Source organism: Kingella pumchi, assembly GCF_022288825.1.
In the GTDB taxonomy this organism is placed as follows: domain Bacteria; phylum Pseudomonadota; class Gammaproteobacteria; order Burkholderiales; family Neisseriaceae; genus Kingella_D; species Kingella_D pumchi.
On sequence record NZ_JAKOOW010000033.1, the window covers coordinates 63,065 to 89,492 of the forward strand.

At 60.6% G+C, this 26,428-nt stretch carries 21 protein-coding genes; 10 read left to right on the forward strand and 11 right to left on the reverse strand.

The features are described from left to right. The first annotated feature begins 178 nt into the window (after positions 1 to 178). On the forward strand, positions 179 to 2,500 hold the full coding sequence (locus tag MB824_RS09170) for a bifunctional acetate--CoA ligase family protein/GNAT family N-acetyltransferase (RefSeq protein WP_238748184.1): 2,322 nt from the start codon (positions 179 to 181) through the stop codon (positions 2,498 to 2,500). Between the two features lie 145 nt (positions 2,501 to 2,645). On the opposite strand, the gene MB824_RS09175 is transcribed toward MB824_RS09170, so the two are convergent. The 3 genes from MB824_RS09175 to MB824_RS09185 all read right to left on the reverse strand — a co-directional run bounded on the left by MB824_RS09175 (position 2,646) and on the right by MB824_RS09185 (position 4,418). Then, positions 2,646 to 2,996 carry a phosphate transporter gene (locus tag MB824_RS09175; protein WP_238748186.1) on the reverse strand — a complete coding sequence of 117 codons (351 nt, stop codon included), beginning with the start codon at positions 2,994 to 2,996 and terminating at the stop codon, positions 2,646 to 2,648. Between the two features lie 347 nt (positions 2,997 to 3,343). Then, on the reverse strand, positions 3,344 to 3,649 hold the full coding sequence (locus MB824_RS09180; protein ID WP_238748188.1) for an AzlD family protein: 306 nt from the start codon (positions 3,647 to 3,649) through the stop codon (positions 3,344 to 3,346). Further along, complete coding sequence (locus MB824_RS09185) at positions 3,642 to 4,418, reverse strand: AzlC family ABC transporter permease (RefSeq protein WP_238748190.1); 777 nt, start codon at positions 4,416 to 4,418, stop codon at positions 3,642 to 3,644. The genes MB824_RS09180 and MB824_RS09185 overlap by 8 nt, the downstream gene beginning before the upstream one ends. Positions 4,419 to 4,718: 300 nt before the next feature. On the opposite strand from MB824_RS09185, the gene thrB reads away from it, so the two are divergent. Next, a complete protein-coding gene (gene thrB / locus MB824_RS09190; protein ID WP_238748192.1) occupies positions 4,719 to 5,645 on the forward strand; it encodes a homoserine kinase in 927 nt (308 codons plus the stop codon). Between the two features lie 88 nt (positions 5,646 to 5,733). Continuing rightward, positions 5,734 to 8,076: a DNA translocase FtsK gene (locus MB824_RS09195; RefSeq protein WP_238748194.1), complete on the forward strand. Its 2,343-nt coding sequence runs from the start codon at positions 5,734 to 5,736 to the stop codon at positions 8,074 to 8,076. Between the two features lie 142 nt (positions 8,077 to 8,218). Here the strand turns inward: MB824_RS09195 and MB824_RS09200 are convergent, their stop codons facing one another. From MB824_RS09200 to queD, 6 genes are all read right to left on the reverse strand, one after another. Further along, on the reverse strand, positions 8,219 to 9,184 hold the full coding sequence (locus MB824_RS09200) for a lactate/malate family dehydrogenase (protein ID WP_238748195.1): 966 nt from the start codon (positions 9,182 to 9,184) through the stop codon (positions 8,219 to 8,221). 77 nt (positions 9,185 to 9,261) lie between these two features. After that, positions 9,262 to 10,341, reverse strand: coding sequence for a PTS transporter subunit IIC (locus MB824_RS09205; protein WP_238748196.1), 1,080 nt, complete (start codon positions 10,339 to 10,341; stop codon positions 9,262 to 9,264). Positions 10,342 to 10,514: 173 nt separating this feature from the next. Beyond that, positions 10,515 to 11,468, reverse strand: a complete 954-nt coding sequence (locus MB824_RS09210; protein WP_238748197.1) for a serine hydrolase — start codon at positions 11,466 to 11,468, stop codon at positions 10,515 to 10,517. Between the two features lie 306 nt (positions 11,469 to 11,774). After that, a complete protein-coding gene (locus MB824_RS09215; protein WP_238748198.1) occupies positions 11,775 to 14,219 on the reverse strand; it encodes a heavy metal translocating P-type ATPase in 2,445 nt (814 codons plus the stop codon). Positions 14,220 to 14,446: 227 nt separating this feature from the next. Further along, complete coding sequence (locus tag MB824_RS09220) at positions 14,447 to 15,061, reverse strand: 7-carboxy-7-deazaguanine synthase QueE (RefSeq protein ID WP_238748199.1); 615 nt, start codon at positions 15,059 to 15,061, stop codon at positions 14,447 to 14,449. Continuing rightward, the gene (gene queD, locus MB824_RS09225; RefSeq protein ID WP_238748200.1) at positions 15,058 to 15,483 is read right to left on the reverse strand and encodes a 6-carboxytetrahydropterin synthase QueD; all 426 of its coding nucleotides are present in this window, start codon (positions 15,481 to 15,483) and stop codon (positions 15,058 to 15,060) included. Before queD ends, MB824_RS09220 begins: the two co-directional genes overlap by 4 nt. Positions 15,484 to 15,744: 261 nt before the next feature. On the opposite strand from queD, the gene mscL reads away from it, so the two are divergent. The 4 genes from mscL to secF all read left to right on the forward strand — a co-directional run bounded on the left by mscL (position 15,745) and on the right by secF (position 19,613). Then, positions 15,745 to 16,185: a large conductance mechanosensitive channel protein MscL gene (gene mscL / locus MB824_RS09230; protein ID WP_238748201.1), complete on the forward strand. Its 441-nt coding sequence runs from the start codon at positions 15,745 to 15,747 to the stop codon at positions 16,183 to 16,185. Positions 16,186 to 16,353: 168 nt separating this feature from the next. After that, positions 16,354 to 16,683 (forward strand): preprotein translocase subunit YajC, encoded by a 330-nt coding sequence (yajC, locus tag MB824_RS09235; RefSeq protein ID WP_238748203.1) that lies wholly within the window; start codon positions 16,354 to 16,356, stop codon positions 16,681 to 16,683. Between the two features lie 80 nt (positions 16,684 to 16,763). Beyond that, a complete protein-coding gene (secD, locus tag MB824_RS09240; protein WP_238748204.1) occupies positions 16,764 to 18,644 on the forward strand; it encodes a protein translocase subunit SecD in 1,881 nt (626 codons plus the stop codon). A 3-nt stretch (positions 18,645 to 18,647) separates the two neighbouring features. After that, the gene (secF, locus tag MB824_RS09245) at positions 18,648 to 19,613 is read left to right on the forward strand and encodes a protein translocase subunit SecF (protein WP_238748205.1); all 966 of its coding nucleotides are present in this window, start codon (positions 18,648 to 18,650) and stop codon (positions 19,611 to 19,613) included. A gap of 270 nt (positions 19,614 to 19,883) precedes the next feature. Here secF and gcvH read toward each other — a convergent pair whose 3' ends face one another. Further along, positions 19,884 to 20,267, reverse strand: a complete 384-nt coding sequence (gcvH, locus tag MB824_RS09250) for a glycine cleavage system protein GcvH (RefSeq protein ID WP_238748206.1) — start codon at positions 20,265 to 20,267, stop codon at positions 19,884 to 19,886. Positions 20,268 to 20,522: 255 nt separating this feature from the next. Here gcvH and MB824_RS09255 point away from each other — a divergent pair, with 255 nt between their 5' ends. From MB824_RS09255 to MB824_RS09265, 3 genes are all read left to right on the forward strand, one after another. Then, positions 20,523 to 22,211, forward strand: coding sequence for a glutamine--tRNA ligase/YqeY domain fusion protein (locus MB824_RS09255; protein ID WP_238748207.1), 1,689 nt, complete (start codon positions 20,523 to 20,525; stop codon positions 22,209 to 22,211). 83 nt (positions 22,212 to 22,294) lie between these two features. Continuing rightward, positions 22,295 to 23,197: a DMT family transporter gene (locus tag MB824_RS09260; RefSeq protein ID WP_238748208.1), complete on the forward strand. Its 903-nt coding sequence runs from the start codon at positions 22,295 to 22,297 to the stop codon at positions 23,195 to 23,197. Between the two features lie 104 nt (positions 23,198 to 23,301). After that, entirely contained in the window at positions 23,302 to 23,772 is a 471-nt protein-coding gene (locus tag MB824_RS09265) for a hypothetical protein (protein WP_238748209.1), read from the forward strand. A gap of 476 nt (positions 23,773 to 24,248) precedes the next feature. On the opposite strand, the gene MB824_RS09270 is transcribed toward MB824_RS09265, so the two are convergent. Further along, positions 24,249 to 26,246, reverse strand: coding sequence for a DNA topoisomerase IV subunit B (locus tag MB824_RS09270; RefSeq protein ID WP_238748210.1), 1,998 nt, complete (start codon positions 26,244 to 26,246; stop codon positions 24,249 to 24,251). Positions 26,247 to 26,428: the final 182 nt, after the last annotated feature.

A 26,428-nucleotide genomic window follows, 5' to 3' on the forward strand; every position in this document is an offset into this window, starting at 1 on the left:
AAAGCCTTTGCAACCGTTTGACTGCGTCGCCGCTTTCAGGCTGCCTGCAAGGCGTCCGTGCCAAGCGCGTTACACTTGCGTTTGGCGCGGCACAAACCAGCCCCAAGCAGCCTGAAAGGTTTTTCAGGCTGCCGCCGCCGTTTTCAGGCTGCTTTTGAACCAACAAAAGGAAACCGCCATGCCGCACGATTTTTCCGATTTGTTCCGCCCGCAGGTGATTGCGGTGGTCGGCGCGTCCGACCGCTACGGCAGCGTCGGCCGCAAGGTGTTCGCCCGCCTGGTAGCCGAGCGTGCCGCGCCGCTGGTGCTGCCGGTCAATTCCCGCCACAAAACCGTCGGTGCCTGCAAGGCGTATCCCGATCTGGCCGCCGCCTGTGCCGAGCATGCAGTAGATACCGCGGTGGTGGTGCTCTCGGCCGACAAGCTGGCGGCGCTGGTGCGCGAAGCGGGGCGGCTGAACATCCGCTATCTGGTGTTTGTCAGCGACATCGAGCAGCCGGCGCCGGCAACGGCGGCCAAACTCGACAAGGCCGCCGAAGCCGCGCGCAAGGCGGGAGTCGGCCTGTTTGCGGTGCCGACCGACGGCGCGGCCGCGCTCTACCGCCGCGCCGAGAGCTGCGGCGCGGGCAAACATGCGGCGGCCTATATCGGCCAGTCCGCCGGCATTGCCGACTGCATGGCCAGCTACGCTGCCGAGCGCGGCATCGCCTTCAGCCGTTTCATCACCCTGAACCCGCGCCACTATCCGGTGAGTACCGGCCGCCTGATCCGCCTGGCCGCCGCCGAAGAAAACAATGCCGCGCTCTTGGTGCACATCAGCCGCATCGATAACGCCGCCGAGCTGGTCGGCGCGCTGGCCGAAGCCGCCCGCCGCAAGCCGGTGGTGGTGCTCGGCACGCTGGATAACGAAGACGAAGAAGCGCTGCTGATGCAGGCGCTGCGCCGCTGCCACATCCTGCGGGTGCCGGGGCTGACCGATTTTTTCATCGCCGCCAAGCTGATCCACACCGGCATCATCGGCGGCGGCACGCGGCTGGCGCTGATTGCCAATTCGCCGCAAATCGGCGCGCTGGCGTTTAAAACGCTGGGCGACTACGGACTGGAAGCGGCGGCCACCGGCAGCCACACCGCCCGCGCCTTCGCCCGCATCCTGCCGCACAAGCCGGCCGCCACCAATCCGCTGTATCTGCCGGCCGACAGCGCGCCGGCGGTGTTTCAGGCTGCCGCAGCCGCCTGTTTGGAAGACGAAAACAACGATGCGCTGCTTTTGGTGTATGTCGGCTCCGGCGGCGGCGACAGCCTGCTGACCGCGCAGATGGTGTCGGAATTGCAGGCTGCCAGCCGCAAGCCGCTGCTGCTGGTGTGGCTGGGCAGCGCCGATAACGATGCCGTGCGGCGTTTGTTCGGCAGCCGGCGCAATCTGCATTTCAGGCAGCCTGAATCGGCGCTGCACGCGCTGATGCAGCTCAACGAATACCGCAGCCACCGCCTGCGCCACGACCGTCTGCCCCAGTTTTACGACTACCGCGCCGCCGCGCAGGCCGCCGACAGCCTGCACAAGCACTTGAAGCCGATGATTCCGATGGCGGTGCTGCCCGCCGGCCGCAGCGCCGCCGCCCGCCTGACCGAAGCGCTGCGCTTGGAAAAACACGCCGCGCGCAAAGAGCCGGCCGGCGGCCTGCTGCTGCAATGGGAAAAACATCCGGCCTTCGGCGCGGTGATGACGCTGGAATGCGACGGCGTCCGCACGGCGCTGCTGCCGCCTCCCGATGCCGTTGCGCTTGAGCGCGCGCTTGATACGCTTGGTCTCGAATATGCGCTGTGGCAGGAATGGCTGGCCGATGCGCTGGAGATTTTCTCGCGCCTGCCGGAAATCCACAGCTGCCGCCTGCGCCTGCACCGCGACGAAACGCGCGGCGGCATCGCCTACAGCGAGCTGAAGCTCAATCTGCAGGAGCCCGACAGTTTTTCCGGCACTGCCAATCTGTTCGCCCCCTATCCGGCGGAAGAAGAACAGCAGGTGGAACTGGCTGCCGGCAGCGCCTGGCTGCGGCCGGTGCGCCCCGAAGATGCGGCGCTGATCGGCCGGCTGGCCGACGGTTTGAGCGCCGAAAGCCGCTACCGCCGCTTTATGCAGCGCAGCGGCAGCCTGCCGCCCGCCCAGCTGCTGCGCCTGAGCAGTTTCGACTACCGCCGCGAATTTGCGTTGCTGCTCACTACCGGCGACAACACCCCGCTGGCCACCGCCGCCTACAATGCCGATAATGACGAAAGCTGCGAATTCGGCATCCTGATTGCCGACGGCCTGCAGGGACAGGGCATCGGCAGCCTGTTGATGGAAAAACTGATCGCCCGCGCCCGCCAGCAGGGCTACCGCCGCATGCGCGCGGAAATTCTCAGCGAAAACCTGCCGATGCAGAAACTCGCCGCCAAACTCGGTTTCACGCTGGCCAAGCATCCCGACGATCCGGCGATGATGACGGCGGTATTGGCTTTGTAAACTGCGTTTGTCCGGCATCAAAACAGGCAGCCTGAAAGTTTTCAGGCTGCCTGTTTGCTTGGCTGCGCCGGATCGGATGCAGCGCGGGTATCGGGCAAAAAAAACCGGTACGCGCGGTACCGGCAAGGGCAAAAGTACAGAAAAATTAAGATAGAAAGCTGGCCAGATAAGTTGAACCGCTTTCGCTAAAAACATATTGCGCCAAGAAATACCAGCCGATGGCGCCGCCGATGGCGATGGTCATATTTACCCCCATGCTGCTGGAAAAGCGCTCCACCGCTTCCAATACCACCGCCACATAAATAAACAGTACGCCCCAAGTAATCCAGAACAAACCATCCAAATTCGGCATACCCGACCATTCCATCAGGGCTTTGGTAACTAAGGTGATAACGATAAAAACTAAAGCCTCGGCCAGCGATTTGACGTCGCGGTTGGCCGACCAGATGCACCAGAAGCCTAAGATAAAGGCGGTCAGCATGTAAGTGCCAGTCATTGTGGGTTCCTTGTCCTTGTGGGTTGATGCGGCGTGTGGCCGGAAACGGCGTTTCGCGGCGTTTTGCCGGCTGTCCGCGGATAGCAGCTGCCGGATTCGCCGATAATATTTTGCTGCCATTTTACAACTTTGGTGCAAAAACAGGCAAAGAATCTGCGGGACAAGGGCAGTTTTGTGTAATTTGGGTAAAGAAAGCGGCCGCGGCCTTTACACGGAATGCGGGTGTCAATCGGGTTTGAGTTTTTGATTGGATTGGATAAATTATGAATTTTGCGGGGAAGAAACCTGCAGGAAAAAGTGGAATTGAATCTGTATCTTTTCAGCACTTAACACGCCACGCGGGATTTTCAGGCTGCCTGCAGCAGCCAGTGCAAAAAGGCGTAGGAAGACACGGCGATGCCGACGGTGGGCAGCATCGGCAGGCGGCTGGCGGCAGCGGCGGTCAGTAGCATGGCGATCAGCTCGTCGGGTTTGCCGGAAACGAAATGCGGGGCGATAACGGCGGCGATCACGCAGCCGGGGGCGGCGTCCATCACCCGCAGCGCGCGCGGGCCGAAGCGGCGGTTACGCAGGGCGAAATAGCCGATCAGGCGGGTGGAATAGGTGATCACGCCCATGCCGACGATGGTAAGCGCGGAAGCGAAATCAATCATGCCGCGCTCCTTGTTTGGCGGACGGGGCATTTTCAGGCTGCTTGCCGTTGCCGGCGAAAAAGGCGGTCAGCAGGCCGGCGGCGGTGCCGGCCAGTACATACCAGCCGGAAGCGGGCAGCAGCAGATAGACGCTGCCGGCGGCAATCAGGCTGGCCAGCCAGGGCAGGGCGGCACGACTACCGCGCCACATGCCGCGCAGCAGCACCATAAACACCGCGGGAAAGGCCATGCCGAAACCGTAGCGGCTGATGTCGCCCAACAGCGGCCCGGCCAGCGTGCCGACCCACACCGACAGCAGCCAGCTGGCATATAGCGCGGCGGCCAGCACGCCGTAGTAGCGCAGGTTTAGCGGCGCCGGTTTGTCCGGCGTGCTGCGGTTTTTGGCATCGGCCAGCCCCAGCGCCCAGCTTTCGTCGCACATCACAAACAGCGTCGGCAGCAGTTTTTTCAGCGGCAGGCCGCGCAGATGGGGAATCATCGCCGCGCTCATCAGAATGTGGCGGCTGTTGATCATCAGCGTCATCGTCCAAATCAGCAGCACCGGCAGCGGGCTGGCCCACAGATTGACGGCGGCAAATTCCGAGCCGCCGGCATAGTTCACCGCCACCATCAGCACGCTCTCGAGCGGACTCATGCCCTTTTGCGCCGCCTGCGCGCCGAGGATGGTGCCGAAAGAAGCGAAGCCGATGCACACCGGCAGCGCATCGCGCAGGCTGCGGCGGGTATCGGCGTGAAGCAGGGGACGGGCGGGGGAAGAATGGTCGGACATGGCGGGAAACGGGAAAACGGAAAAACGTGCCGGTGGCAAAAAGGCGGCAAATGTAGCATAAAACGCCGCCGCCATCACGGCGCAAAAGCGGTTTTCAGGCTACCCGCAGACTGCTTTTGCCGGCAGGCCGGCGTGCGCGCGCAAACCGGCGCTGCGGCTTCTGCGCGGCAATGCCGAAAAAACAGACGCGCCGGCAGCCGGCAAAAAAGCAGCCTGAAAGCCGCCGCGCACGCTTTCAGGCTGCCTGAAAAGCGGAAATTTGCTATTATCCGCGCTTTTGCGATTTTCAGGCTGCCTGCCATGTCCGTCTATACCAGCGTTTCCGACGACGAAATGCGCGTTTTCCTTGCCGACTATTCTCTGGGCGCATTCAAAGCGCTGCACGGCATCGCGCAGGGGATTACCAACAGCAATTATTTTCTCGACACCGACAGCGGCAGCTATGTGCTGACGGTGTTTGAAGCGCTGACGCAGCAGGAGCTGCCGTTTTTTATGGAACTCACCCGCCATCTGAGCAGCCGCGGCGTGGCCTGCCCGCAGCCGGTGGCGCGGCGCGACGGCCGTATGGACGGCACGCTGGCGGGCAAGCCGGCGTGTATTGTCAGCCGTTTGGCCGGCGGCGACACTTCCTGCCCCACCGCCGAGCAGTGCCGTGCCACCGGCGCCATGCTCGCCGCCATGCACCTGGCCGGTGCCGACTTCCCTCAGCAGATGCCCAACCCGCGCCACGCCGCCTGGTGGACGCGCGAAGCCGAGCGCCTGTATCCGCTGCTCGATGCCGCCGATGCCGAACTTCTGCGCGACGAAATCCGTTTTCAGGCTGCTTTTGATTACGGCAGCCTGCCGCAGGGCATCATCCACGCCGATTTGTTTAAAGACAACGTGCTGCTCGCCGGCAATGAAGTTGCCGGTTTTATCGACTTTTACTACGCCTGCAACGGCACCTTTGTTTACGATCTGGCCATCGCCCTGAACGACTGGGCGCGCCACGCCGACGACAGCATCGACGAAACCCTGCGCGATGCTTTTGTTGCCGGCTACCAAAGTGTGCGCCCCTTGAGCGCCGCAGAAACCGCCGCGCTGCCGGCCGCCTGCCGTGCCGGCTGCCTGCGCTTTTGGGTGTCGCGCCTGCTCGATTACCATTTCCCTGCCGAAGGCGAGATGACCTTTATCAAAGACCCCAAAGCCTTCCGCAACCTGCTGTTGCGCTACCGGCAGGCAGCCTGAAAAGCGCTTTTTCCTGTTTTTTCCCGTTTCACAGGGTTTCAGGCTGCCTGAAACAAAATACCGCATCCGTTTTCCGATTTAGCCGCTTATGAGCCGAAAGAATCCCCAACCCGCCCGCCCGAAAACCAAAACGGCGGCCAAGCCCGTTAAAACCGCCAAGTCCGCCCTTATCCGCACCCCGCTGCCTGTCGACAATCCGCAGATCAGGCGGCTGTGGGCGGATGTACGCTGGTTTGTGATGGCGGTGGCTGCGATTTACCTGATGCTGCTGCTGGCCGGCTTCAATATGCTGGATCCGGCGTGGTCGCGCAGCGTGCCCAAGCAGGGCGACATCCACAATCCCGCCGGCCTGCTCGGCGCCTATCTGGCCGACATTTTTTATTATCTGTTCGGCTTTTCCGCGTGGTGGCTGCTGAGCGCCACGGTTGCCTGGCTCTACCGCAACACCCGCCGCTTCAGCGGCCAGGCGCGCTATCAGGGCTGGGTGGCCGGTTTGGGGCTGGGGCTCTTGCTGTTTGCCAGCCCGGTGCTGGAAACTTTGAGCGCAGGCAAAACGCTGGACGACAGCCTGCCGATCGGTGCCGGCGGGCTGGTCGGCTCGCTGGTGGCTTCGGGGCTTCGCCATGTGCTGGGGCTGGCCGGTAGCGTCGGTTTGTCGGTGATGCTGGTGTTTGTCGGTTTGTCGCTGCTGCTGCAGGTGTCGCCGATGGACGTTTCCGAAAACATCGGCCGCGCCTGCGAATATGTGTTCCGCAAGCTGTTTGTGCGCAATAAGGCCGCTGCGGCGATGCAGCCTGAAAAACCGCGTGCCAAGCCGCAGCGAAGCGGGGCGGAAGAAATCGTTGCCGAGCCGGTTACGCCGGTGGCCGGCAGCAAAAGCAACCGCAAAATGTCGGTGCAGGTGGCGCAGCCGCAGGTGCCGGTGGCGCCGCCCAAGCCGCAGCCGCAGGAAGTGGGCGAGTACCGCCTGCCCGATATCGGCAGCCTGAAAACGCCGGAAGCCGGCCCGGCTTCGATTGATCCGGCCAAGCTCGAACGCACCGCGCTGAGCATCGAAACCAAACTGGCCGAGTTCGGCATTCAGGTGCAGGTGGTCAGCGCCACCGCCGGCCCGGTAATCACCCGCTACGAAATCGAACCGGCGCAGGGGGTGAAAGGCAGTCAGATTGTCAATCTGGCCAAAGACTTGGCACGCTCGCTGCGCGTGCAGTCGGTGCGGGTGGTCGAAACCATCCCCGGCCGCAGCACCATGGGCATCGAGCTGCCCAACGAAGAGCGCCAGGAAGTGCTGCTGCAGGAAATCTTCGCTTCGCCGGTGTTTGCCGACGCCCAATCCAAGCTCACCGTGGCGCTGGGCAAGGACATCGCCGGTGTGCCGGTGGTGGGCGATCTGGCGAAAATGCCGCACCTTTTGGTGGGCGGCATGACTGGCTCGGGAAAATCGGTGGGCGTAAACGCCATGATTATGTCGATGCTCTATAAGGCGCGGCCGGACGAAGTGCGCTTTATTATGATCGACCCGAAAATGCTCGAACTTTCCGTCTATGAAGGCATCCCGCACCTGCTCTGCCCGGTGGTTACCGATATGAAGGCCGCCGGCAACGCGCTCAACTGGTGCGTAGCCGAAATGGAAAAACGCTACCGGCTGCTCTCGCATGTGGGCGTGCGCAATCTGGCGGGATACAACGAAAAAATCGCCGCCGCCCGTGCTGCCGAAAAACCGCTGCCCAACCCCTTCACCCTTACGCCCGACGATCCCGAGCCGCTGGAAGAGCTGCCGCAGATTGTGGTGGTGATCGACGAGCTGGCCGATTTGATGATGACCGAGAAAAAAGCCGTCGAAACCCAAATCGCCCGCCTGGCGCAAAAAGCCCGCGCCGCCGGCATCCACATGATTATCGCCACCCAGCGCCCCAGCGTGGACGTGATTACCGGCCTGATTAAAGCCAACGTGCCCACCCGCATGGCCTTCACCGTGCAAAGCCGCATCGACAGCCGCACCATTCTCGACCAAATGGGCGCCGAAGACCTGCTCAAATACGGCGACCTGCTGTTCCTGCAGCCGGGCAACGCCGAGCCCACCCGCCTGCAGGGCGCCTTTGTCAGCGACGACGAAGTGCACCGCGTGGTGTCGTTTATCAAAGAGCAGGCCGAGCCCAACTATGTGGAAGGCATACTCAGCGGCGAAGCCGCCGGCGAAACCAACAGCTTTATCAACCCCGAAGCCGCCGGCAGCGGCGGCGACGAGCTGTTTGACCAGGCAGTCGCCTTTATCGCCAGCAGCCGCAAAACCTCAATCTCCTCGCTGCAACGCCACCTACGCATCGGCTACAACCGCGCCGCCAACCTGATGCAGGCGCTCGAAGACGGCGGCATCGTCTCCCCGCCCGACGCCGGCGGCGCCCGCCAAATTCTGGTGCGGCAGGAATAGCGTCGTTACCGCATGCCAAAAGCAGCCTGAAAGCAGGCAGACAGTGCCTAAGCGGCGATAAAAAGGCAGCCTGAAAACTGGACAAACGGTTTTCAGGCTGCTTTTGCATTCGGGGGCTGCTACGGGTTTGACCCAATCCCCATCACCCCTGTTTCAGCTTTTTCGCCAAATCGATGTTGGCGCGGATGGCGGCGACGGATTCGGCGAGTTTGGCCTGCTCCCAGGCGTTGAGTTTGGGCGGCAGCTTTTTCTCGACGCCGTTTGCGCCGATGACGACGGGAATGCTGAATACGATGTCGTGCTGGCCGAGTTCGCCGTCAATGTAGGTGGCGGCGGAGAAGACGGCTTTTTCGTCGAGCACGATGCTGCGCAGGATTTCGGTGGCGGCTTGGGAGACGGCGGCGTCGGTTACGCCGTCTTTGGGGTGGAAGACTTCGTAGGCAGCCTGAACGACTTTGTCTTTGACTTCATCCGCGCTCCAGTTGTCTTGGCCGAAATATTCGGGCAGCTCGGCGTAGGGCACGGTGGCGATTTGCGCGCTGCCCAACAGCGGGAAGGCGGTGTAGCCGTGTTCGCCCATCATAAAGGCGTTGACGGCTTTGGGGTCTAGGCCGTAGCGGCGGCCGAGCAGAAAGCGCAGGCGGGAGGAATCGAGGGTGCAGCCGGTGCCGATGATTTTTTCTTTTGGGTAGCCGAACTCGGTGGCGGCGATGTAAACGACGGTATCGAGCGGGTTGGTGATGAAGACGAGAACGGCGTCGCGGGTAACGCGGCTGATGTCGCCCATGATTTGGCGGATGATGGCGGCGTTGTTGCCGAGCAGGGCTTGGCGGTCGGCGGGGACTTCGCCGTGCGGCCAGATGTGGGTGGCGGCGATCACGATGGCGTCGGCATCGGCGATGTCGTCGTAGCTGCCGCCGTAGATATTGACGTTGGCGCGGCCGAGCATACCGGCGGCGTGCATTTGGTCGAGGGCTTCGGCGGCGGCGCGTTCGCTGCGGGTGTCGATGGCGACGATTTCGCCGAACAGGCCGGAGAGGGCGGCGTTTTCCAGTACTTCCGATCCGACATGGCCGACGCCGATAACGGCGAGTTTGTTGGTTTTCATAGGACAGCTCCTTGTAGGGTTGCGGTGGGAAAGCCCGGCCGTGCTCGTGCGGGCGCACGGCCGGAAAGGAAAGGGGTTTATTCTTTAAAGACGAAAGCGTCGTCGGTATAGAGTTTGAACAGGTCGCGGCAGATTTTGTAGGCGACGAAACCGACGGCAAAGGGGATGACGAGCCAAGCCAGCAGCATCACCAGTATGCCGCAGCCGCCCGCCAGCGAGGCGATGGGGCCGACCAGGCCGACCAGGCCGAAGCCGGATGAGGCGGGCGTGCCGACCAGGTTGAAAAAGGGCACGGACAGGGCGCTAACGGCGGCGGTAAGCACCATCGGCACGGCAATCAGCGGCCGTTTTAAGAAGTTGGGCATCATCATTTTCATCGCGCCCAGCGCAATGGCGATGGGGATGCCCGATTCGTTTTTGCGGCCGGTGCCCCACACCAGCACGGCGGTGGTGGCGGCAATGCCCATCGAGGCCGCGCCCGCCGCCAGTCCGTCCAGACCGATGGCGATGCCGATGGCAACGGTAGAAACGGGGCTGACGATAATCACGGCAAAGGAGGCGGCAATCAGCACGCTCATCAGATAGGGTTGCAGTTCGGTAAAGGTGTTGATGCCGTGGCCGATCACGGTGGTGATGTGGGCGGTGAAAGGCAGGATTTTCCAGCCGAGAAAGCCGACGCCGGCGCCGATGAAAATCGGTAGGCAGATAATGTTGAGTGCGCCGAAGCGTTTGCCGACCAGCCGCACCGCCAGCACCGCCAGCGCGGCGGTGAACATGGTGTTGATCAGATCGCCGATACCGGCAAGCTGGAAAATGCTTTGTTCGATATTGTCTTTCACCACTTCCACATACTTCCACGCGCCCGAGCCGATATAGGCCGCGCCGCCAACCGCCAGCTGCTGCATCGGCGCGAGCTGGAATTTCTGGCCGATGAGAATGCCGGCCATAATCGGCGTGAAGAATTGGAAAACTTGGAGAACGTGGAGAAATTCGTTGGCAAAGCCGCCGAAGGTGGGATGGCCGAGCAGGGGTTTGAGCAGGGTGGCCAGAATGGCGTTGGGAATCAGGGCGACGACAATGGCGATGGCCGTGCCGTTGAGAATGTTGTTGAGAAAATCGGTGACGGATTCTTTTTTGCTTTTTTGTGCTTCGCTCATGGCGTTCTCCTTCATTTCGTCAAAATGGGAAGCCAAATGATAGCAGATAATGTTTGCAGAGAAATTGATATAGTGTAAGAAACGGCGTTTCAGGCTGCCTGCGGTGTGTTGGCGGCGCCGCAAGTAATAAAAAAACGACGGCTTCTGCCGTCGTTTTTTTGTATCGGGATGGGTTACAGCTGGGTTTGTTTGACGATATTGCCCAGCGTGCGCACGTCGCTGACGCGGTTGGCGGAGCTGTTGGCGCCGAGTACCACGATAATCACCGGATCGCGGCCGAGTTTGGCCTGCAGCACCATTGATTTGCCGGCTTCGCGGATGTAGCCGGTTTTCTGTACGGTGATGTCCCACTGGCCTTCGCGCACTAAAGCGTTGGAGTTTTTATAGTTTTGCACTTTGCCGGCGCTGGTGTAGGCCGAGCCGCTGTTGGCGGTGCTTAGTTGGCGGATTTTCGGATAGTTGGTGGCGGCTTTGACCATGCGGCTCAAATCGCGGGCGGTGGAAACGTTGCGCGGATCCAGGCCGGTGGGTTCAAAGAAGCGGGTGTTGCTCATGCCCAGGCTTTTCGCTTTGGCGTTCATTGCGGCAACAAAAGCGCTCATGCCGCCCGGATAGGTGCGGGCCAGGGCGTGGATGGCGCGGTTTTCGCTGCTCATCAAACCCAGATGCAGCAGTTTTTCGCGGGTCAGGGTGGTGCCGATGGACAGGCGGCTGCCGGTGCCTTTGAGACGGTCGATTTCGGCTTCGGTGATGGTGATCTGCTCGTTCATGTTCAAACGGGCATCCAGCAGCACCATGGCCGACATCATTTTGGAAATCGAAGCGATGGAGCGGACGTTGTCGATGTTTTTCTGGTAAAGGATTTTGTTGTTGCGCGCATCCATAATCAGGGCGGAGCGGGCGTTGAGCTGCGGGCCGTAGTAGTTGGCCTGCTCTTCGATGGTGCTGTTTTCGATGATTTGTTTCAGGGGGTCGGCATCGTTGGCGGCAACGGCGGGAGCGATTTGTTTTTGTTCGAGAAGCTGGCCGATCAGGTCTTCGTCGTCCAAGGCGAAGGCGCTGGAGCACAGGCTCAGGCCGATAAGGGTGCTGCAACAAAGTTTTTTGCTGAAACGGGTAAAATTCATGGCGGCGTCCTTGTGTGCGATAACAGATTGAAAACTAATGTTTAATCCGTTTTGGGATAAAAAACGGCGGCAATCATACCATTATTGGCGCGACCGACAAAGGGAAATCAGACAGAAATTCATGTAAATACGCAAAAATTTACATTCCGGCAAAGCAGCCTGAAAGCAGGGCAGGAGTGCTTTTGCACGCTTTCAGGCTGCTTTTTCTGTGTGGCGGCCGTAGTGGCGGCGTGTTTTTGTTAAGTTTTGTCGGCCGGTTTTTCAGGCTGCCTGAGTATTTGCAGGCAGCCTGAAAAAAAACAGCCGTCAGCGGCGCAGGCGCAGGGCGTTCCACACCACCAGCAGCGAGCTGAAACTCATGCCCAGCGCGGCCAGCCACGGGGTAACGAAACCAGCCAGCGCCAGCGGTACGGCGATCAGGTTGTAAACGCTGGCCCAAATCAGATTTTGGCGGATAACGGCGCGGGTGCGAGCGGCAAGGGCAAACAGATGGGGCAGGGCGGTGGGGTCGTCGTTGAGCAGCAGGATGTCGGCGCCGTCGCGGGCGACGTCGGCGCTGCCGGCCACCGCCACCGAAATATCGGCGGCGGCCAGCACCGGCGCATCGTTGATGCCGTCGCCGAGCATCAGCACGCGCCGCCCCTGCCGCTGCAGGGTCTGCACATAGGCGAGCTTGTCTTCGGGCGTGGCTTCGGCGCGGATGTCGCTGATACCGAGCGTTTGCGCCAGCGCGGCGACGGCGGCGCGGCGGTCGCCGCTGAGAATGTGGACGGCCAGGCCGCGGTTTTGTAGCTGGGCAATCACGGTATCGAAGCCGGCTTTGTTTTCGTCGGCCAGCAGATAGGCAGCCTGAAAACCGTCGGCATTGCCCAGCGCGATCACGCTGCCCTGCTGCTCCAGTTCGGCCAATTCCGGCGGGATGCCGCCGGCGGTTTCGGCAACAAATTCCGGCCGGCCGAGCGCCCAGTTTTGTTCGCGTCCGGCAATGGTGAGCAGGGCGCAGACGCCGTGACCGACGCGGCTGACGCGGTTGCGGGCGGCAACGGCGTTTTTCAGGCTGCCTGCCACCGGCAGGGCGGCGATGGCGCGGGCGGCGGGGTGTTCGGAATGCTCTTCCAGCGCCTGCGCGGCGGCATTGGCATAGGGATTGCCGGCCAGCGCCAGGGTGCGGACAACCTGCAGGCGGCCGTGGGTCAGGGTGCCGGTTTTGTCGAAAACCACGGTATCGACGGCGGCGAGCGTTTCCAGCGCATGCCCGCGCGCCACCAGAATGCCGCGGGCGGCCAGATTGCCGGTGGCGGCGGCCAGCGCGGCGGGGGTGGCCAGCGACAGCGCGCAGGGGCAGGTAATCACCAAGAGCGACACGGTAATCCACAGCGCGGTGCCGGCATCGGCAAACCACCACCAGCCAATAAAGGTGGGTACGGCGGTGATGATCAGGCTGCGGGTAAAGGTGGCGGCATAGCGTTCGGCCTGCTCGGCCAAGCGCGGTTTCTGCGACAGCGCGCGATCGAGCAGGCGCACGATGTGGGCAAGACGGGTGGCGCTGCCGGTCTGCTCGACGCGGATGGTCAGCGGGCCGGCGGTATTGAGCGTGCCGGCGGTAACACGGCAGCCTGAAAACTTGGGCACCGGCAGGTTTTCGCCGGTGAGCATCGCTTCGTTGATTTCGCTTTCGCCTTCGAGCACCACGCCGTCGGCGGGGATGGTTTCGCCGCCGCGCACCAGCAGCACATCGCCGGCTTTCAGGCTGGCTACGGCGGCTTCTTCGCTTTTGGGGTCGGGATAGGCCGGCAGCAGATGGCAGAACGCCGGCACCAGTTTAACCAGCCGCTCGGCGGCATCGCCGGCTTTGCGCCGTGCCGACTGCTCCATAAAGCGCCCGAGCAGCAGGAAGAACACAAACATGGCGATGCTCTCGAAATACATGCCCTGTCCGGCGTTGGAGAGCAGCGCGTAGATGCCGGCGATAAAGGTCATCACGATGGCAATAGCCACCGGCGTATCCATGCCGGTGCGGCCGTTTTTAAAGTCGCGCCACGCGCCGCGGTAAAACGGGGTGGCGGAGTAGAACATCGCCGGCAGCACCATAAAAAACGCGCCCCAGTGCAGCAGCAGCAGGTATTGCGGCTCGATGTCGGCGTAAAGATAGGTCGGCAGCGCGAACATCATGGTCTGCATGCTCGAGAGTGCGGCCACCGCCAGCCGGATCAGCATTTTTTTGCGCTCGCGCTGGGTTTGCGCTTCGTGTTTTTGGGCGTCGTAGGGCGCGGCGCTGTAGCCGGTTTCGCGCACGGCAAGCAGGATGTCGGACAGGCGGACGCGGCTTTCGTCCCAGCATACCCGCGCGCGCTGGGTGCTGTAATTGAGTTCGGCGCGTTCGACGCCGGCCAGGCGCATCAGTTTTTGCTCGATCAGCCACACGCAGGCGGCGCAGGTAACGCCGCCGAGCATCAGCACCGCTTCGCGGCGGTTGTCGGGCTGGATTTCGACAAACTCGGCCTGCACTTCGGGCAGGTCGTACAGTTTGAGCTGTGCCAGCACTTCCGGCGGCGGCAGCACCGCGCGTTCGGCTTCGGCGGTGCGGTGCTTGTAATAGCTGCCCAGTCCGGCGTCGATAATGCCCTGGGCAACGGCCTGGCAGCCGGCGCAGCAGGTCGGCTGTTCGTTCCCTTCGTAACGTACGGGATAGCGGCTGCCGGCGGGAACGGGCAGGCCGCAGTGGAAGCAGGAAGATTCGTCTGGATTCATGGCGTGTGCGGGGTTTCAGGCTGCCTTGTTTTTCGGGTTTTGGTGTTTTGGTGCGCGGTGCGCACCCTACGGCGGGTGGTTTTCAGGCTGCTTTTGGGGTTTCGGCTGTAGGGTGCACACCGTGCACCATTGGTTGCGCTCTGGTGTTTTGGTGCGCGGTGCGTACTCTACGGCGGATGGCTTTCAGGCTGCTTTTGGTTTTCAGGCAGCCTGAAAAGGGCGGGGCTTTATTCGATGCCGGCCAGTTTGTGGGTTTGGATGCTGAGCTGCCAGTGCGGTTTGCCGGGGCGCTCGTTGAGTTCGCCGAGCAGGCGCAGGGTTGGCAGCAGGTTCATTTGGCCGTTTTGCTCGCAGGGGGAAAGGTAGTAGCGCTCGGCGCGGATGCGGCCTTCGATTTCGGCGCAGAACTCGGGAATGGAATCGTCGTCGGCAACGATGCGCACTTCGTCGGCGCGACTGATGCAGCGCTTGGCGTAGGCTTCGCGGTAGAGACGCTTGGGGCTGGCGGCGATATAGTCGATTTGCGGCGGAATTTTTTTCAGCGCGTTGGTTTCGATGGCCAGATAGCGGCCGGCGCGTTTGAGTTCGTCCAGCAGCACTTCGAGCTTGGGCTGGATGGTCGGCTCGCCGCCGGTAATGATGATGTTGCGGGTGTTGTGGGCGAGCACTTCGGAAAGGATGTCGTCGAGACCGCGCATGCCGTAGCGGTGGTAGTCGGTATCGCACCAGTGGCAGGCAAGGTTGCATTTGCCAAAGCGGATGAAAACGGCGTCCATGCCGGTGTTCCAGCCTTCGCCCTGCAGCGAGCGGAAGATTTCGACGATGCGGTAGGACGGATTCATTCGCGGTACTCGCAGTAGGACGACGGGGTTTCCCACAGGCGGATCAGGCTCACCGGCAGGCCGGCGCGGTGTTTGAGCAGGCCGAAGATGTGCTCGGCCATCGCTTCGGCGGTGCTGCGGCAGGGCAGGGCGTAGGTTTTGGAATCGAGACTCTGCAGCAGCTCGGCAACGCGGCTTTCACGCTCGCTGCCGCTGTCATAAATAAAGGCGTGGTCCATCAGATCGAGCACATGGCGCTGCACGCAGTCTTTCAGATCGCCAAAGTCGATGACCATGCCGCGCTTGGGGCCGGTTTCGTGCAGGCTGCCTGAAACTTCTACCTGCAGGATATAGGTGTGGCCGTGCAGGTTTTTGCATTTGCCGTCGTGGCCGTCGAGCATGTGCGCCATGTCGAAAGTGAATTGTTTGGCGGTTTTAAACATGTGTGTGTTCCGGTGCGGCAGCCTGAAAACGGCGGCCTGGTGTTGGGATTACGCATTTTAACATGCGGCGCAGGCAGCCTGAAAAGGCAGGGTGTGCTATCGGTGGGATTGCGGATAGGCGTTTTCAGGCTGCCTGCCGCCTGCGTGGCGGATGCGGCGGTTTTCGGTTATGATGCCGCACGTTCAGGGCAGCCTGAATTTTTTTATGGGCGCTTGCCCGTCAAATTTACACTTCGCAAACACACAGATAAGGACAGCAAAATGTCAATCAAACAAGAATTCAAAGACTTCATCATGCGCGGCAATGTGATCGATCTGGCCGTCGGTATGGTGGTCGGCACCGCCTTTTCCGGCATCGTCAAATCGCTGGTGGACGATGTGATTATGCCGCCCATCGGCCTGATCCTGGGCGGCGTGGACTTTTCCAATCGGTTTTTAACGCTCAAATCCGGTGCCAACCCGCCCGAAGCCGGCTACGAAACGCTGGCCGCTGCCAAAGCTGCCGGTGCGGTAACGCTGAACGTGGGTGTGTTTATCAACGCGCTGGTGAGCTTTATGATTGTCGCTTCGGCGATTTTCGTGGTGGTCAAACTGATCAACAAACTCAAAGGCGCGCCTGCCGCCGCCGAGCCGGAAGCGCCGGCCGAGCCCAGCGAAGAAGTGCTGCTGCTGCGCGAAATCCGCGATTCGCTGAAAAAATAAACGCCGCACCGCGCGATGCGGCGCCGAGGCAGCCTGAAAACGCTGCGCCCGCCCGCCGATTGCCATGCTTTGAGGCAGCCTGAAACGGTTTCAGGCTGCCTGATTGTCTGCTAGAATCGCGCCTTTCGTTTTTCAGATACACCCCCTTTTGATTAGGAAAGCCCAGCTATGATTGGAAGCGTATTTGCCGCAGCGGATCCGGCGCCCGCCCCCGGCGGTTTGATGAGCTATATTCCGCTGATTGCGATTCTCGCCCTGTTTTACTTTATGCTGTTCCGTCCGCAGCAAAAGCGCGAGAAACAGCGTCAGTCAATGATCAGCGAGTTGCAAAAAGGCGACCGCGTGCTTTTGGTTTCCGGCTTCTACGCCCGCATCATCAAGCCCGGCGAAACCGTGTTTACCGTTGAAATCGGCAAAGGCGTGCAGGTGGAAATCGACCGCAACGCCATCGCCCAGAAAGTCGAGCAGCCCGCCGCTGCCGATGCCAAATCCGAATAAGGCTGCCTGAAAGCCGGATCACTGCCGACACCGCCCCATGCCGTCGGCAGTTTGTTTGCCCTTAACACAAGGCTCCCCCTATGAACCGTTACCCGCTTTGGAAATACCTGCTGATCGCCCTAACGCTGGCGGTGGCAGCCATTTACGCCCTGCCCAATCTGTACGGCGTAACCCCCGCCATCCAGATTTCGACCAACCGCCAGTCGGTGGTTATCAATCAGGAAACCGAGCGTCGCGTCGCCCAGGCGCTGCAGGATGCCAATATCAAAACCGACGGCATGTTTATCGCCGGTGGCAGCCTGAAAGTGCGGGTGAGCGACGCCGACAAAATCAATGCGCGCGATGCCATTGATAATGTTTTGGGCGAGGGCTACATCGTCGCCCAAAACCAAATCGCCAACAGCCCCGACTGGCTGGCGAAAATCGGTGCCAACCCGATGTTCCTGGGTCTCGACTTGCGCGGCGGCGTGCATTTCACCATGCAGGTGGACATGAAAGCGGCGCTGGAAAAAGCGCTCGATCGCAACGCCGGCGACGTGCGCCGCACCCTGCGCGAGCAGAAAATCCGTTCCGGCACCATCCGCAAATCAGGCAACAGCCTGCTGGTGCCCTTCCAAGACCAGGCCGATCTGGACAAAGCCTATCCCGAGCTGCAAAAGCTGTTTACCGACAATATGACCGGCCAGCCGTCTTTGGAGATGTCCAGCGAGGGCAATACCCTGAAGCTGACGCTGCCCGAGCAGCAGCTCAACCAAATCCGCAAAAAAGCGGTTGAGCAAAACATCACCACCCTGCACAAGCGCGTAAACGAATTGGGCACCGCCGAGCCGGTGATCCAGCAGGCCGGTGCCGACCGCATCGTGGTGCAGCTGCCGGGTATGACCGACACCGCCAAAGCCAAAGACATTATCGGCCGCACCGCGACGCTGGAAGTGCGGATGGTGAGCGAGGATCTGGATCTGATCCAGCAGGCCATCGGCGGCAATGTGCCCGAAGGCTACGAGCTTTTGAGCGATAAAGACGGTAATCCCTATCTGGTGAGCAAGCAGGTCGAGCTGACCGGCGACAACATCAACGCCGCCCAGTCGGCCATCGACGAAGAAAGCAAGCGCCCCACCGTCAATCTGAATCTGGACAGCGTCGGCACCACCGTGTTTGCCGACTTGACCGCCGCCAACCGCGGCAAAATCATGGCGATGGTGCTGATCGACCAGGGCAAGTCCGAAGTGATTACCGCGCCGCGCATCCAAGAGCCGATTCCCGGCGGCCGCGTGCGCATTACCGGCATGGCCGGCACCGCCGAAGCCAACGACGTCGCCCTTCTGCTGGGCGCCGGCTCGCTTGCCGCGCCGATGGACATTATCGAAGAGCGCACCATCGGCCCGTCGCTGGGTGCGGAAAACATCACCAAAGGCGTGAACTCAACCGTGTGGGGCTTTGCCGTGGTGGCGGTGTTTATGGTGATTTACTACCGCCTGTTCGGCATCTTCTCGGCGCTGGCGCTCAGTGCCAACCTGTTGTTCCTGTTTGCCATTCTTTCCGCGCTGCAGGCCACGCTGACGCTGCCGGGCATCGCCGCCATCGCGCTGACGCTGGGTATGGCCATCGACTCCAACGTATTGATTAACGAGCGAATACGTGAAGAATTACGTGCCGGCAAAAAACCACAGGTGGCGATTAAAGAAGGTTACGACCATGCTTGGGACACCATTCTCGACTCCAACCTGACTTCGCTGATCGCCGGTATCGCCCTGCTGGTATTCGGCTCCGGCCCCGTGCGCGGTTTCGCCATCGTCCACTGCCTTGGCATTATGACTTCCATCTACTCGTCGGTAGTGGTATCGCGCGCCCTGGTTAATCTGTGGTACGGCCGCCGCCGCAAGCTGACCCGCATTTCCATCGGCGTACACTATCCGCCGGTAATCGACCGCGACGACAACGTGGCACTGGAAAAGGAATAACTCATGGAACTGTTCCACTTCAAACGCGACATCCCCTTTATGAGCTATGGCAAGCTCACTACCTTTATCTCGCTTGCCACCTTCATACTGGCGGTATTTTTCCTGGCTACCCGCGGCCTGAACCTGTCGGTGGAATTTACCGGCGGCACGCTGATGGAAGTCGAATACAAGCAGCAGGGCGCCAATATCGACCAGGTGCGGCAGGATTTGGAAAAACTGCAGTTGGGCGAAATCCAAGTGCAGGCGCTGGGCACCAACAAGCACATTATGGTCCGCCTGCCCAACAAAACTTCCGCCGCCCAAAGCGCCGACGGCCAGAAAGCCGAAACCGCCAAGCTCTCCAACCAAGTAATGGAAGTGCTCAAACAGCGTAATGCCGACGCCTCGCTGCGCCAGGTCGAATTTATCGGCCCGGCCGTCGGCGAAGACTTGGCGCGCAACGGCCTGATTGCGCTGGGCATGGTGGTCGCCGGCATCATTCTGTATCTATCGATGCGTTTCGAATGGCGTTTTGCCGTTTCCGCCATTATCGCCAATATGCACGACGTGGTGATTATCCTCGGCTGCTTCGCCTTTTTCCGCTGGGAGTTCTCGCTCACCGTACTGGCCGGCGTGCTCGCCGTGCTCGGCTATTCGGTAAACGAATCGGTGGTGGTGTTCGACCGTATCCGCGAAAACTTCCGCAAGCCGGCAATGCGCAACAAAACCGTCCATCAGGTGATCGACAACGCCATTACCGCCACCGCCGGCCGTACCGTGATTACACACGGCTCCACCGAAGCGATGGTGCTTTCCATGCTGGTATTCGGCGGCGCCGCCCTGCACGGTTTTGCCATCGCCCTGACCATCGGCATCGTCTTCGGCATCTACTCCTCCGTACTGGTTGCCAGCCCGCTGCTGTTGATGTTCGGCCTGACCCGCAACAACGCGTTCAAGCAGAAAAAACAGAAAGAAGAAGTTGTGGTCTGATTTTTGCCCGCACCGCAAACAAGGCAGCCTGAAAACGGGGTTTTCCGTTTTCAGGCTGCCTTTAGAGTTTCAGGCTGCCTTTTGGTGCGCGGGGCGGCACCCTACCTGCCGTCTTTTAGCTGCGTAGGGTGCGCCCCGCGCACCGTTGGGTGGATTCGGGTAAGCCGAAATACGCTTTGCCCCCCATCTGCCGCCAAGCAGCCTGAAAAGTTAAAAAACAGGCAGCCTGAAAACTTTTCAGGCTGCCTGTTTCAAACCGTGGCGCGAAAATCAGGACATTTCGGCGGCGTATTGTTCGGCACTCATCAGGCCGTCGAGATCACGCTCATTGGCCGGTTTGATTTTGAAGAACCAGCCGTCGCCGTAGGGGTCGCTGTTTGCGGTGTCAGGGGCATCTACCAGCGCTTGGTTGGTTTCCAATACGGTGCCGGCAATCGGCGCGTACACGTCGGAAGCGGCTTTCACCGATTCGACCACGCCGGCCTGCTCTTCGGCGGCCAGCTCGGCGCCCACTTCGGGCAGTTCGACAAACACGATGTCGCCCAACAGCTCTTGCGCGTGGTGGGTGATGCCCACGGTTACGCTGCCGTCGGCTTCCAAACGCAGCCATTCGTGGCTGGCAACATATTTCAAATCGGCGGGGATATTGCTCATGGTTGGGTTCCGTTTCTCGGTTGGTTGGCGGGTGCTGGCGCGGGCGGTGCCGCGGCTAGCGTTTAAAGGGCGTAAGTTTACATTAGCCGCAAGGATTCTGGCAAAGATTTCACACGGGCGCCGCTATCGACTAGCGGCAGGGTAAAAGTCTTGCGCCGCAGGGTAAAGTTTTGCCGGACGCGCCGTCGCACAAGGGCTGCGGTTTCGGGTAAAATCCGCCGTTTGATTTTTCAGGCTGCCTGAACGGATACCGCCATGCTCAACAAAGACCAATTCGCCGACAACCACTTCATCCGCACCATCATCGAAGACGATCTCAAAAGCGGTAAACACACCGCCATCCAAACCCGTTTCCCGCCCGAGCCCAACGGCTATTTGCACATCGGCCACGCCAAATCCATCTGCCTGAATTTCGGCCTCGCCTACGTGTACGACGGCCTGTGTAACCTGCGCTTTGACGACACCAACCCCGAAAAAGAAAATCAGGAATACGTTGATTCGATTAAAGAAGATGTCAACTGGCTGGGTTTCGAGTGGGCGGGCGAGCCGCATTACGCGTCCGACTATTTCGACCGCCTGTTCGATTACGCCGTCGGCCTGATTAAAGACGGCAAAGCCTATGTCGATGATTTGACCGCCGAAGAAATGCGCGAATATCGCGGCACGCTCACCGAGCCGGGCAAAAACAGCCCTTACCGCGATCGCAGCATCGAAGAAAACCTCGACCTGTTCACACGCATGAAAAACGGCGAATTCCCCGACGGCAGCAAAACCCTGCGCCTGAAAATCGACATGGCATCAGGCAACATCAATATGCGCGACCCCGTCATCTACCGCATCCGTCGCGCCCACCACCACAACACCGGCGACAAATGGTGCATCTACCCGATGTACGACTACACCCACGCCATCTCCGACGCCATCGAAGGCATCACCCATTCCCTGTGCACGCTCGAATTTGAAGCCCACCGCCCGCTGTATGACTGGGTGCTCGACAACATCCCTGCGCCGCATGCCACCCGCCCGCGCCAGTACGAATTTTCGCGCTTGGAACTCCTGTACTCCATCACGTCCAAACGCAAACTCAACCAGCTCGTTGCAGACGGCCACGTTTCAGGCTGGGACGACCCGCGCATGCCCACCATCTCCGGTATGCGCCGACGCGGCTACACCCCCGAAGGCCTGCGCCTGTTTGCCAAACGCGCCGGCATCTCCAAATCCGAAAACGTGATCGACATGAGCGTACTCGAAGGTGCCATCCGCGAAGAGCTGGAAAACTCCGCCCCGCGCATGATTGCTGTGCTCAACCCGCTCAAAGTCACCCTGACCAACTTCGACCCCGCCCAAGCGCAAAGCCGCTACGCCCCCTACCACCCCAACCACGAAGAAATGGGCGGCCGCGAACTGCCGATTTCGCAAACGCTTTACATCGAAACCGACGACTTCGCCGAAAACCCGCCCAAAGGCTTCAAACGCCTCGTCCCCGGCGGCGAAGTGCGCCTGCGCCACAGCTACGTGATGCGCTGCGACGAAGTCGTCAAAGATTCAGACGGCCATGTAGTCGAACTCAAATGCAGCCTTGATTACGACACGCTGGGCAAAAACCCCGAAGGCCGCAAAGTCAAAGGCGTCATCCACTGGCTCTCCGCCGAACACGCCGTACCCGCCACCGTGCGCCTGTACGAGCGACTGTTCACCGAACCGCGCCCCGACGCCGTGCGCGGCGCAGACGGCGAATACCTGCCCTTCACTAACTTTCTCAACCCCGAATCCGTGCGCGAAATCCAAGCCTGGGTCGAAGCATCCGCCAACGATTTGCCGCCCGAAAGCCGTTGGCAGTTTGAACGCCTGGGCTATTTCGTTACCGACCGCAAAGACCACCGCCCCGAGCAACCCGTGTTCAACCGCACAGTAACGCTGAAAGATTCTTGGCAGCCCAAGTAATCTGTTTGCAGCAGCTGCACTAAAAAGCCGTCTGAAAACTTGAAATTCGGTTTTCAGACGGCCTTTGTTGATAAAGGATTGAGATGGAACGTTATTCCGTACATTTGAAACTGCTGGGAATGGCGGTGTTGTGGGGCGCGTCTTGGCCGATGGGGCGGATGCTGGGGCAGTCGCTGCCGCCGCTGACGGGCGGGGCGGTTCGGTTTGTATTGGCTTCGGTTTTGCTGTTGGGCTGGTTGTTTGCGCGCAGCAGGTTTGTAACCTTGGCGGCTTTGTCGGCACGGCAATGGCTGGGCTTGACGGTAGCCGCTTCCGTCGGGGTGTGCGGCTATGCGGTGTTTTTCATGCTGGGTTTGCAGGCAATGCCGGCGGGTAAGGCGGCAGTGGTTGTGGCGGTAAATCCCGTGCTGACGCTGCTGCTGGCGGCTTGGCTTTTCAGCGAACGTTTAAATGCGAAAATTTTGGCGGGTATGCTGTTGGCGGTTTGTGGCGCGATAACGGCGGTAACGCAAGGGCAGCCGTTGGCGGTATTGTCGGGCGGCATCAAGGCGGGGGAGTGGCTGATTTTCGGCTGCGTGGTCTGCTGGGCGGTTTATACCTTAATCGGACGCGCGGTTTTGCGCGGGATAGACGCGCTGACGGTAACGGCGGCAACTTCGCTTATCGGCGCGTTGATGTTGACGGTGGTGGCATTGTGGACGGACGGATTGCCGTTTGAGGCGATGGCGGCGATGGATGCACGCGGTTGGACGGCATTGGCGTGGCTGGTCATCGGCGCGACGGTATTGGCTTACGCGTGGTATTTTGAAGGCGTGAAGATTTTGGGCGCAGGCAGCGCAGCGGCGTATATTACGCTCGTGCCGATTTTCGGCATGCTCAGCTCGGCGTGGGTTTTGGGCGAACCTTTGCATATTTCTCTGGTTGCGGGCTGCGCGGCAGCGGTCGGCGGCATGACACTGATGCGGTATGGGCAGAAGGTCGTCTGAAATTTTTGTTCGGGCATTTTTACTTTATTGAAATTGGGTTTCAGACGAACTTCAGCCTTAAAGCAGCCTGAAAACATCCACCAACCCCATACAAGGAAACCAATATGAAACTTCCCACCCATGCCGCCCTGATCAGCAGCCTCTGCCTGCTGGCCGCCTGCGCCGCCAAACCCATCGAAGTCAGCATGCAGGCCGCGCGCAACGCCGACTACGGTCGCTACCCCAAAGACTACCAACAGCACATCCGCAGCTATCTGGACGAAAACCTGCGCGATGCCGGCAGCGTGAAAATCCGCATCATCACCCCGCCGCGCAAAGTGCTCCGCCTCAGCAACCAGGGCGTGCAAGGCAGCGGCCGCGCCGGCTGGGACGCCTTCTACCTGGCCTGCGCCGACGTCAATGCCAAAAACGCCTACGGCGGCTACACCGGCTGGCAGACCAAAATGTTTCGGTTCAAAAACAACACAATAGAAGGCAATCCCACAGGCGCTTACGCCGCCTGCACCAGCAAAGACGAAATCTACATCGACACTACCCTCATCTTCGGCGGCGACCAAGTAAATATCGTCCCGTAAACCTGTTTTCAGACTGCCTCAAAGCAGCCTGAAAAACCAACAGGCCGTCTGAAAGCGAAGCTTCAACGGAGTTAAAACCGTTTTGCCGTTTCAGGCAGCCTGAAAACGAAAAACTTCCGTAGGTCGGATTCTTGAATCCGACGGCCGATCGCAACGGCAACACTCAGCTCGGAAAAAGCAATGTCGGATACGAGTATCCGACCTACAGCAAGGTGCTGCCCCGTCCACTGAAAGGCGGCCTGAAAATACCTTACCCAAATAAAGGAAACCGACATGAACCCCCGCTTCCCCGCCCGCGCAGCCCTGCTCGGCTCCTAGCCTCCTGCGCCGGCCCGATGGTCGGTATCAGCATGCAAAGCATCCGCCCTTATGAGCGGGTGAGTATTCTGCCGTAATGCCGCCATACCGAAAGCAAAAAGCAGCCTGAAAACCTAGAAACCGGCTTTCAGGCTGCTTTGCTTGCAAACAGACCCTAGCTAAACATCCGCTTCCACCCGATCCCCCTCGGCTTCCATCCAGCTGCGGCGGGCGGCGGCTTCGCCTTTGCCCATCAGGCGGGTGAAGGCTGCGAGCGTGGTTTCACTATCGTGCTCGGGAATGCCCACGCGCAGCAGGCGGCGGGTGTCGGGGTTCATGGTGGTGTCTTTGAGCTGGTCGGGGTTCATTTCGCCCAGGCCTTTGAAGCGGCTGATGGAATAGGCGGATTCTTTGACTTTTTCGGCGGCGAGCCGCTCCAAAATGCCTTCCAGTTCGCCTTGGTCGAGCGCGTAGAATTTGCGCGCGGGGCGGCTTTTGCCTTGGGCGTTTACGTCCACACGGAACAGCGGCGGCTGGGCAACGTAGATATGGCCGTGGCGGATAAGGGCGGGGAAGTGGCGGTAAAACAGGGTGAGCAGCAGCACTTGGATGTGCGAGCCGTCCACATCGGCGTCCGACAAAATGGCGATTTTGCCGTAGCGCAGGCCGGAAAGGTCGGGGCTGTCGCCCTCGCCGTGGGGATCGACGCCGATGGCGACGGCGATGTCGTGGATTTCGGCGTTGGCAAAGAGCTGGTCGCGGTGCACTTCAAAGCTGTTGAGCACTTTGCCGCGCAAGGGCAGGATGGCTTGGAAGGCTTTGTCGCGGGCGAGTTTGGCCGAGCCGCCGGCCGAATTGCCTTCGACCAAAAACAGCTCGTTTTCGCGGATGTCTTCGCTTTCGCAGTCGGTGAGTTTGCCGGGCAGTACGGCCACGCCGCTGCCTTTTTTCTTTTCGATTTTCTTCACCGAACGCAGCCGCGCCTGTGCCTGGCGGATGGCCAGCTCGGCGATTTTTTTGCCGGCTTCGACGTTTTGGTTGAGCCACAATTCGAGCGGATCGGCGCAGACGGCGGCAACCAATTTGAGCGCGTCGCGGTTGGTGAGCTTGTCTTTGGTCTGGCCTTGGAACTGCGGGTCGAGCACGCGGGCGGAAAGCACGAAGGCAACGCGCGAGAAGACATCGTCGCTTTGGATTTTCACGCCGCGCGGCAACAGGTTGTGGTGGCTGATAAAGTTGTTCACCGCCTGAAACACCGCCTGTTTCAGCCCGGCTTCGTGGGTGCCGCCCAGCGGCGTGGGAATCAGGTTGACATAGCTTTCGCCACCGCAGGCGCCGTCTTCCAGCCAGGTGAGCGCAAAAGCGGCGCCCTCGCCGGCGCGGAAATCGTCGTGGCCGGCACCGATGTAGTTTTCCGCCGCAAACACCGGCACCGCCGGCTCGGCTTCGGCCAAAAGATCGTTCAGATAGCCGCGCAGGCCGTCGGGATAGTGCCAGCTTCTGATTTCGTGTTCAGGCTGCATCTGTTCGGTTTTTTTAGCCGGGCGCGACAGCGATACCTGCACGCCTTTGAGCAGCACCGCTTTGGCGCGCAAAAGCCGCTCCAGCTCGGCCAGGTTGTAGTTCGGGCTTTCAAAATAACGCGCATCCGGCCACACCCGCACTTCGGTGCCGGTATCGCGCACCGCGCATTTGCCCACCACCGCCAAAGGCTCGGCCACTTCGCCGCCGGCAAAGGTAATGCGGTGGATTTTGCCCTCGCGTTTGACGGTAACTTCCAGCCGCGTCGAAAGCGCATTGGTTACCGAAACACCCACGCCGTGCAGGCCGCCGGAAAAGGCGTAGGCGCCCGAGCCTTCGGTTTTGCCGAATTTGCCGCCGGCATGCAGGCGGGTGAATACCAATTCCACCACCGGCACGCCTTCCTCCGGATGCAGGCCGGTTGGAATGCCGCGGCCGTTGTCGCGCACCGACAGCGAGCCGTCGGCATGGATTTCGACGGCGATGGTGTCGGCAAAACCGCCCAGCGCCTCGTCGGCGGCGTTATCGATGACTTCCTGGCAGATATGGGTGGGGCTGTCGGTGCGGGTGTACATCCCCGGCCGCTCTTTCACGGGCTCCAGCCCTTTGAGTACCTTGATGCTCGATTCGGTGTAGTGCTGCGTTTTCGGATTCATACTGCTTTGCTTGGGAAACGGGAAACAAAAGGGGCGCATTGTAAGCCAAAGGCAGCCTGAAAGCGAAAGAAAGGGCTTTCAGGCTGCCTTTGGCAGATGGAAATCAAGACCGCAGCTAAGGCAAAAATCACAAAAGCAGCCTGAAAAGGCTGCTTTGTTTTTATTCCGTGGTGCGGACGGAG

Excerpts from the sequence above, each read along its gene's own strand:
- MB824_RS09175 (WP_238748186.1), bottom strand. The coding sequence starts at position 2,996 with ATGACTGGCACTTACATGCTGACCGCCTTTATCTTAGGCTTCTGGTGC.
- gcvH (WP_238748206.1), bottom strand. The coding sequence starts at position 20,267 with ATGAGCAATATCCCCGCCGATTTGAAATATGTTGCCAGCCACGAATGG.
- queD (WP_238748200.1), bottom strand. The coding sequence starts at position 15,483 with ATGTTTAAAACCGCCAAACAATTCACTTTCGACATGGCGCACATGCTC.
- secF (WP_238748205.1), top strand. The coding sequence starts at position 18,648 with ATGGAACTGTTCCACTTCAAACGCGACATCCCCTTTATGAGCTATGGC.
- secD (WP_238748204.1), top strand. The coding sequence starts at position 16,764 with ATGAACCGTTACCCGCTTTGGAAATACCTGCTGATCGCCCTAACGCTG.
- MB824_RS09210 (WP_238748197.1), bottom strand. The coding sequence starts at position 11,468 with ATGAATTTTACCCGTTTCAGCAAAAAACTTTGTTGCAGCACCCTTATC.
- MB824_RS09195 (WP_238748194.1), top strand. The coding sequence starts at position 5,734 with ATGAGCCGAAAGAATCCCCAACCCGCCCGCCCGAAAACCAAAACGGCG.
- thrB (WP_238748192.1), top strand. The coding sequence starts at position 4,719 with ATGTCCGTCTATACCAGCGTTTCCGACGACGAAATGCGCGTTTTCCTT.
- MB824_RS09255 (WP_238748207.1), top strand. The coding sequence starts at position 20,523 with ATGCTCAACAAAGACCAATTCGCCGACAACCACTTCATCCGCACCATC.
- mscL (WP_238748201.1), top strand. The coding sequence starts at position 15,745 with ATGTCAATCAAACAAGAATTCAAAGACTTCATCATGCGCGGCAATGTG.
- MB824_RS09205 (WP_238748196.1), bottom strand. The coding sequence starts at position 10,341 with ATGAGCGAAGCACAAAAAAGCAAAAAAGAATCCGTCACCGATTTTCTC.
- MB824_RS09215 (WP_238748198.1), bottom strand. The coding sequence starts at position 14,219 with ATGAATCCAGACGAATCTTCCTGCTTCCACTGCGGCCTGCCCGTTCCC.
- MB824_RS09220 (WP_238748199.1), bottom strand. The coding sequence starts at position 15,061 with ATGAATCCGTCCTACCGCATCGTCGAAATCTTCCGCTCGCTGCAGGGC.
- MB824_RS09265 (WP_238748209.1), top strand. The coding sequence starts at position 23,302 with ATGAAACTTCCCACCCATGCCGCCCTGATCAGCAGCCTCTGCCTGCTG.
- MB824_RS09260 (WP_238748208.1), top strand. The coding sequence starts at position 22,295 with ATGGAACGTTATTCCGTACATTTGAAACTGCTGGGAATGGCGGTGTTG.
- MB824_RS09170 (WP_238748184.1), top strand. The coding sequence starts at position 179 with ATGCCGCACGATTTTTCCGATTTGTTCCGCCCGCAGGTGATTGCGGTG.
- MB824_RS09180 (WP_238748188.1), bottom strand. The coding sequence starts at position 3,649 with ATGATTGATTTCGCTTCCGCGCTTACCATCGTCGGCATGGGCGTGATC.
- MB824_RS09185 (WP_238748190.1), bottom strand. The coding sequence starts at position 4,418 with ATGTCCGACCATTCTTCCCCCGCCCGTCCCCTGCTTCACGCCGATACC.
- MB824_RS09200 (WP_238748195.1), bottom strand. The coding sequence starts at position 9,184 with ATGAAAACCAACAAACTCGCCGTTATCGGCGTCGGCCATGTCGGATCG.
- yajC (WP_238748203.1), top strand. The coding sequence starts at position 16,354 with ATGATTGGAAGCGTATTTGCCGCAGCGGATCCGGCGCCCGCCCCCGGC.
- MB824_RS09270 (WP_238748210.1), bottom strand. The coding sequence starts at position 26,246 with ATGAATCCGAAAACGCAGCACTACACCGAATCGAGCATCAAGGTACTC.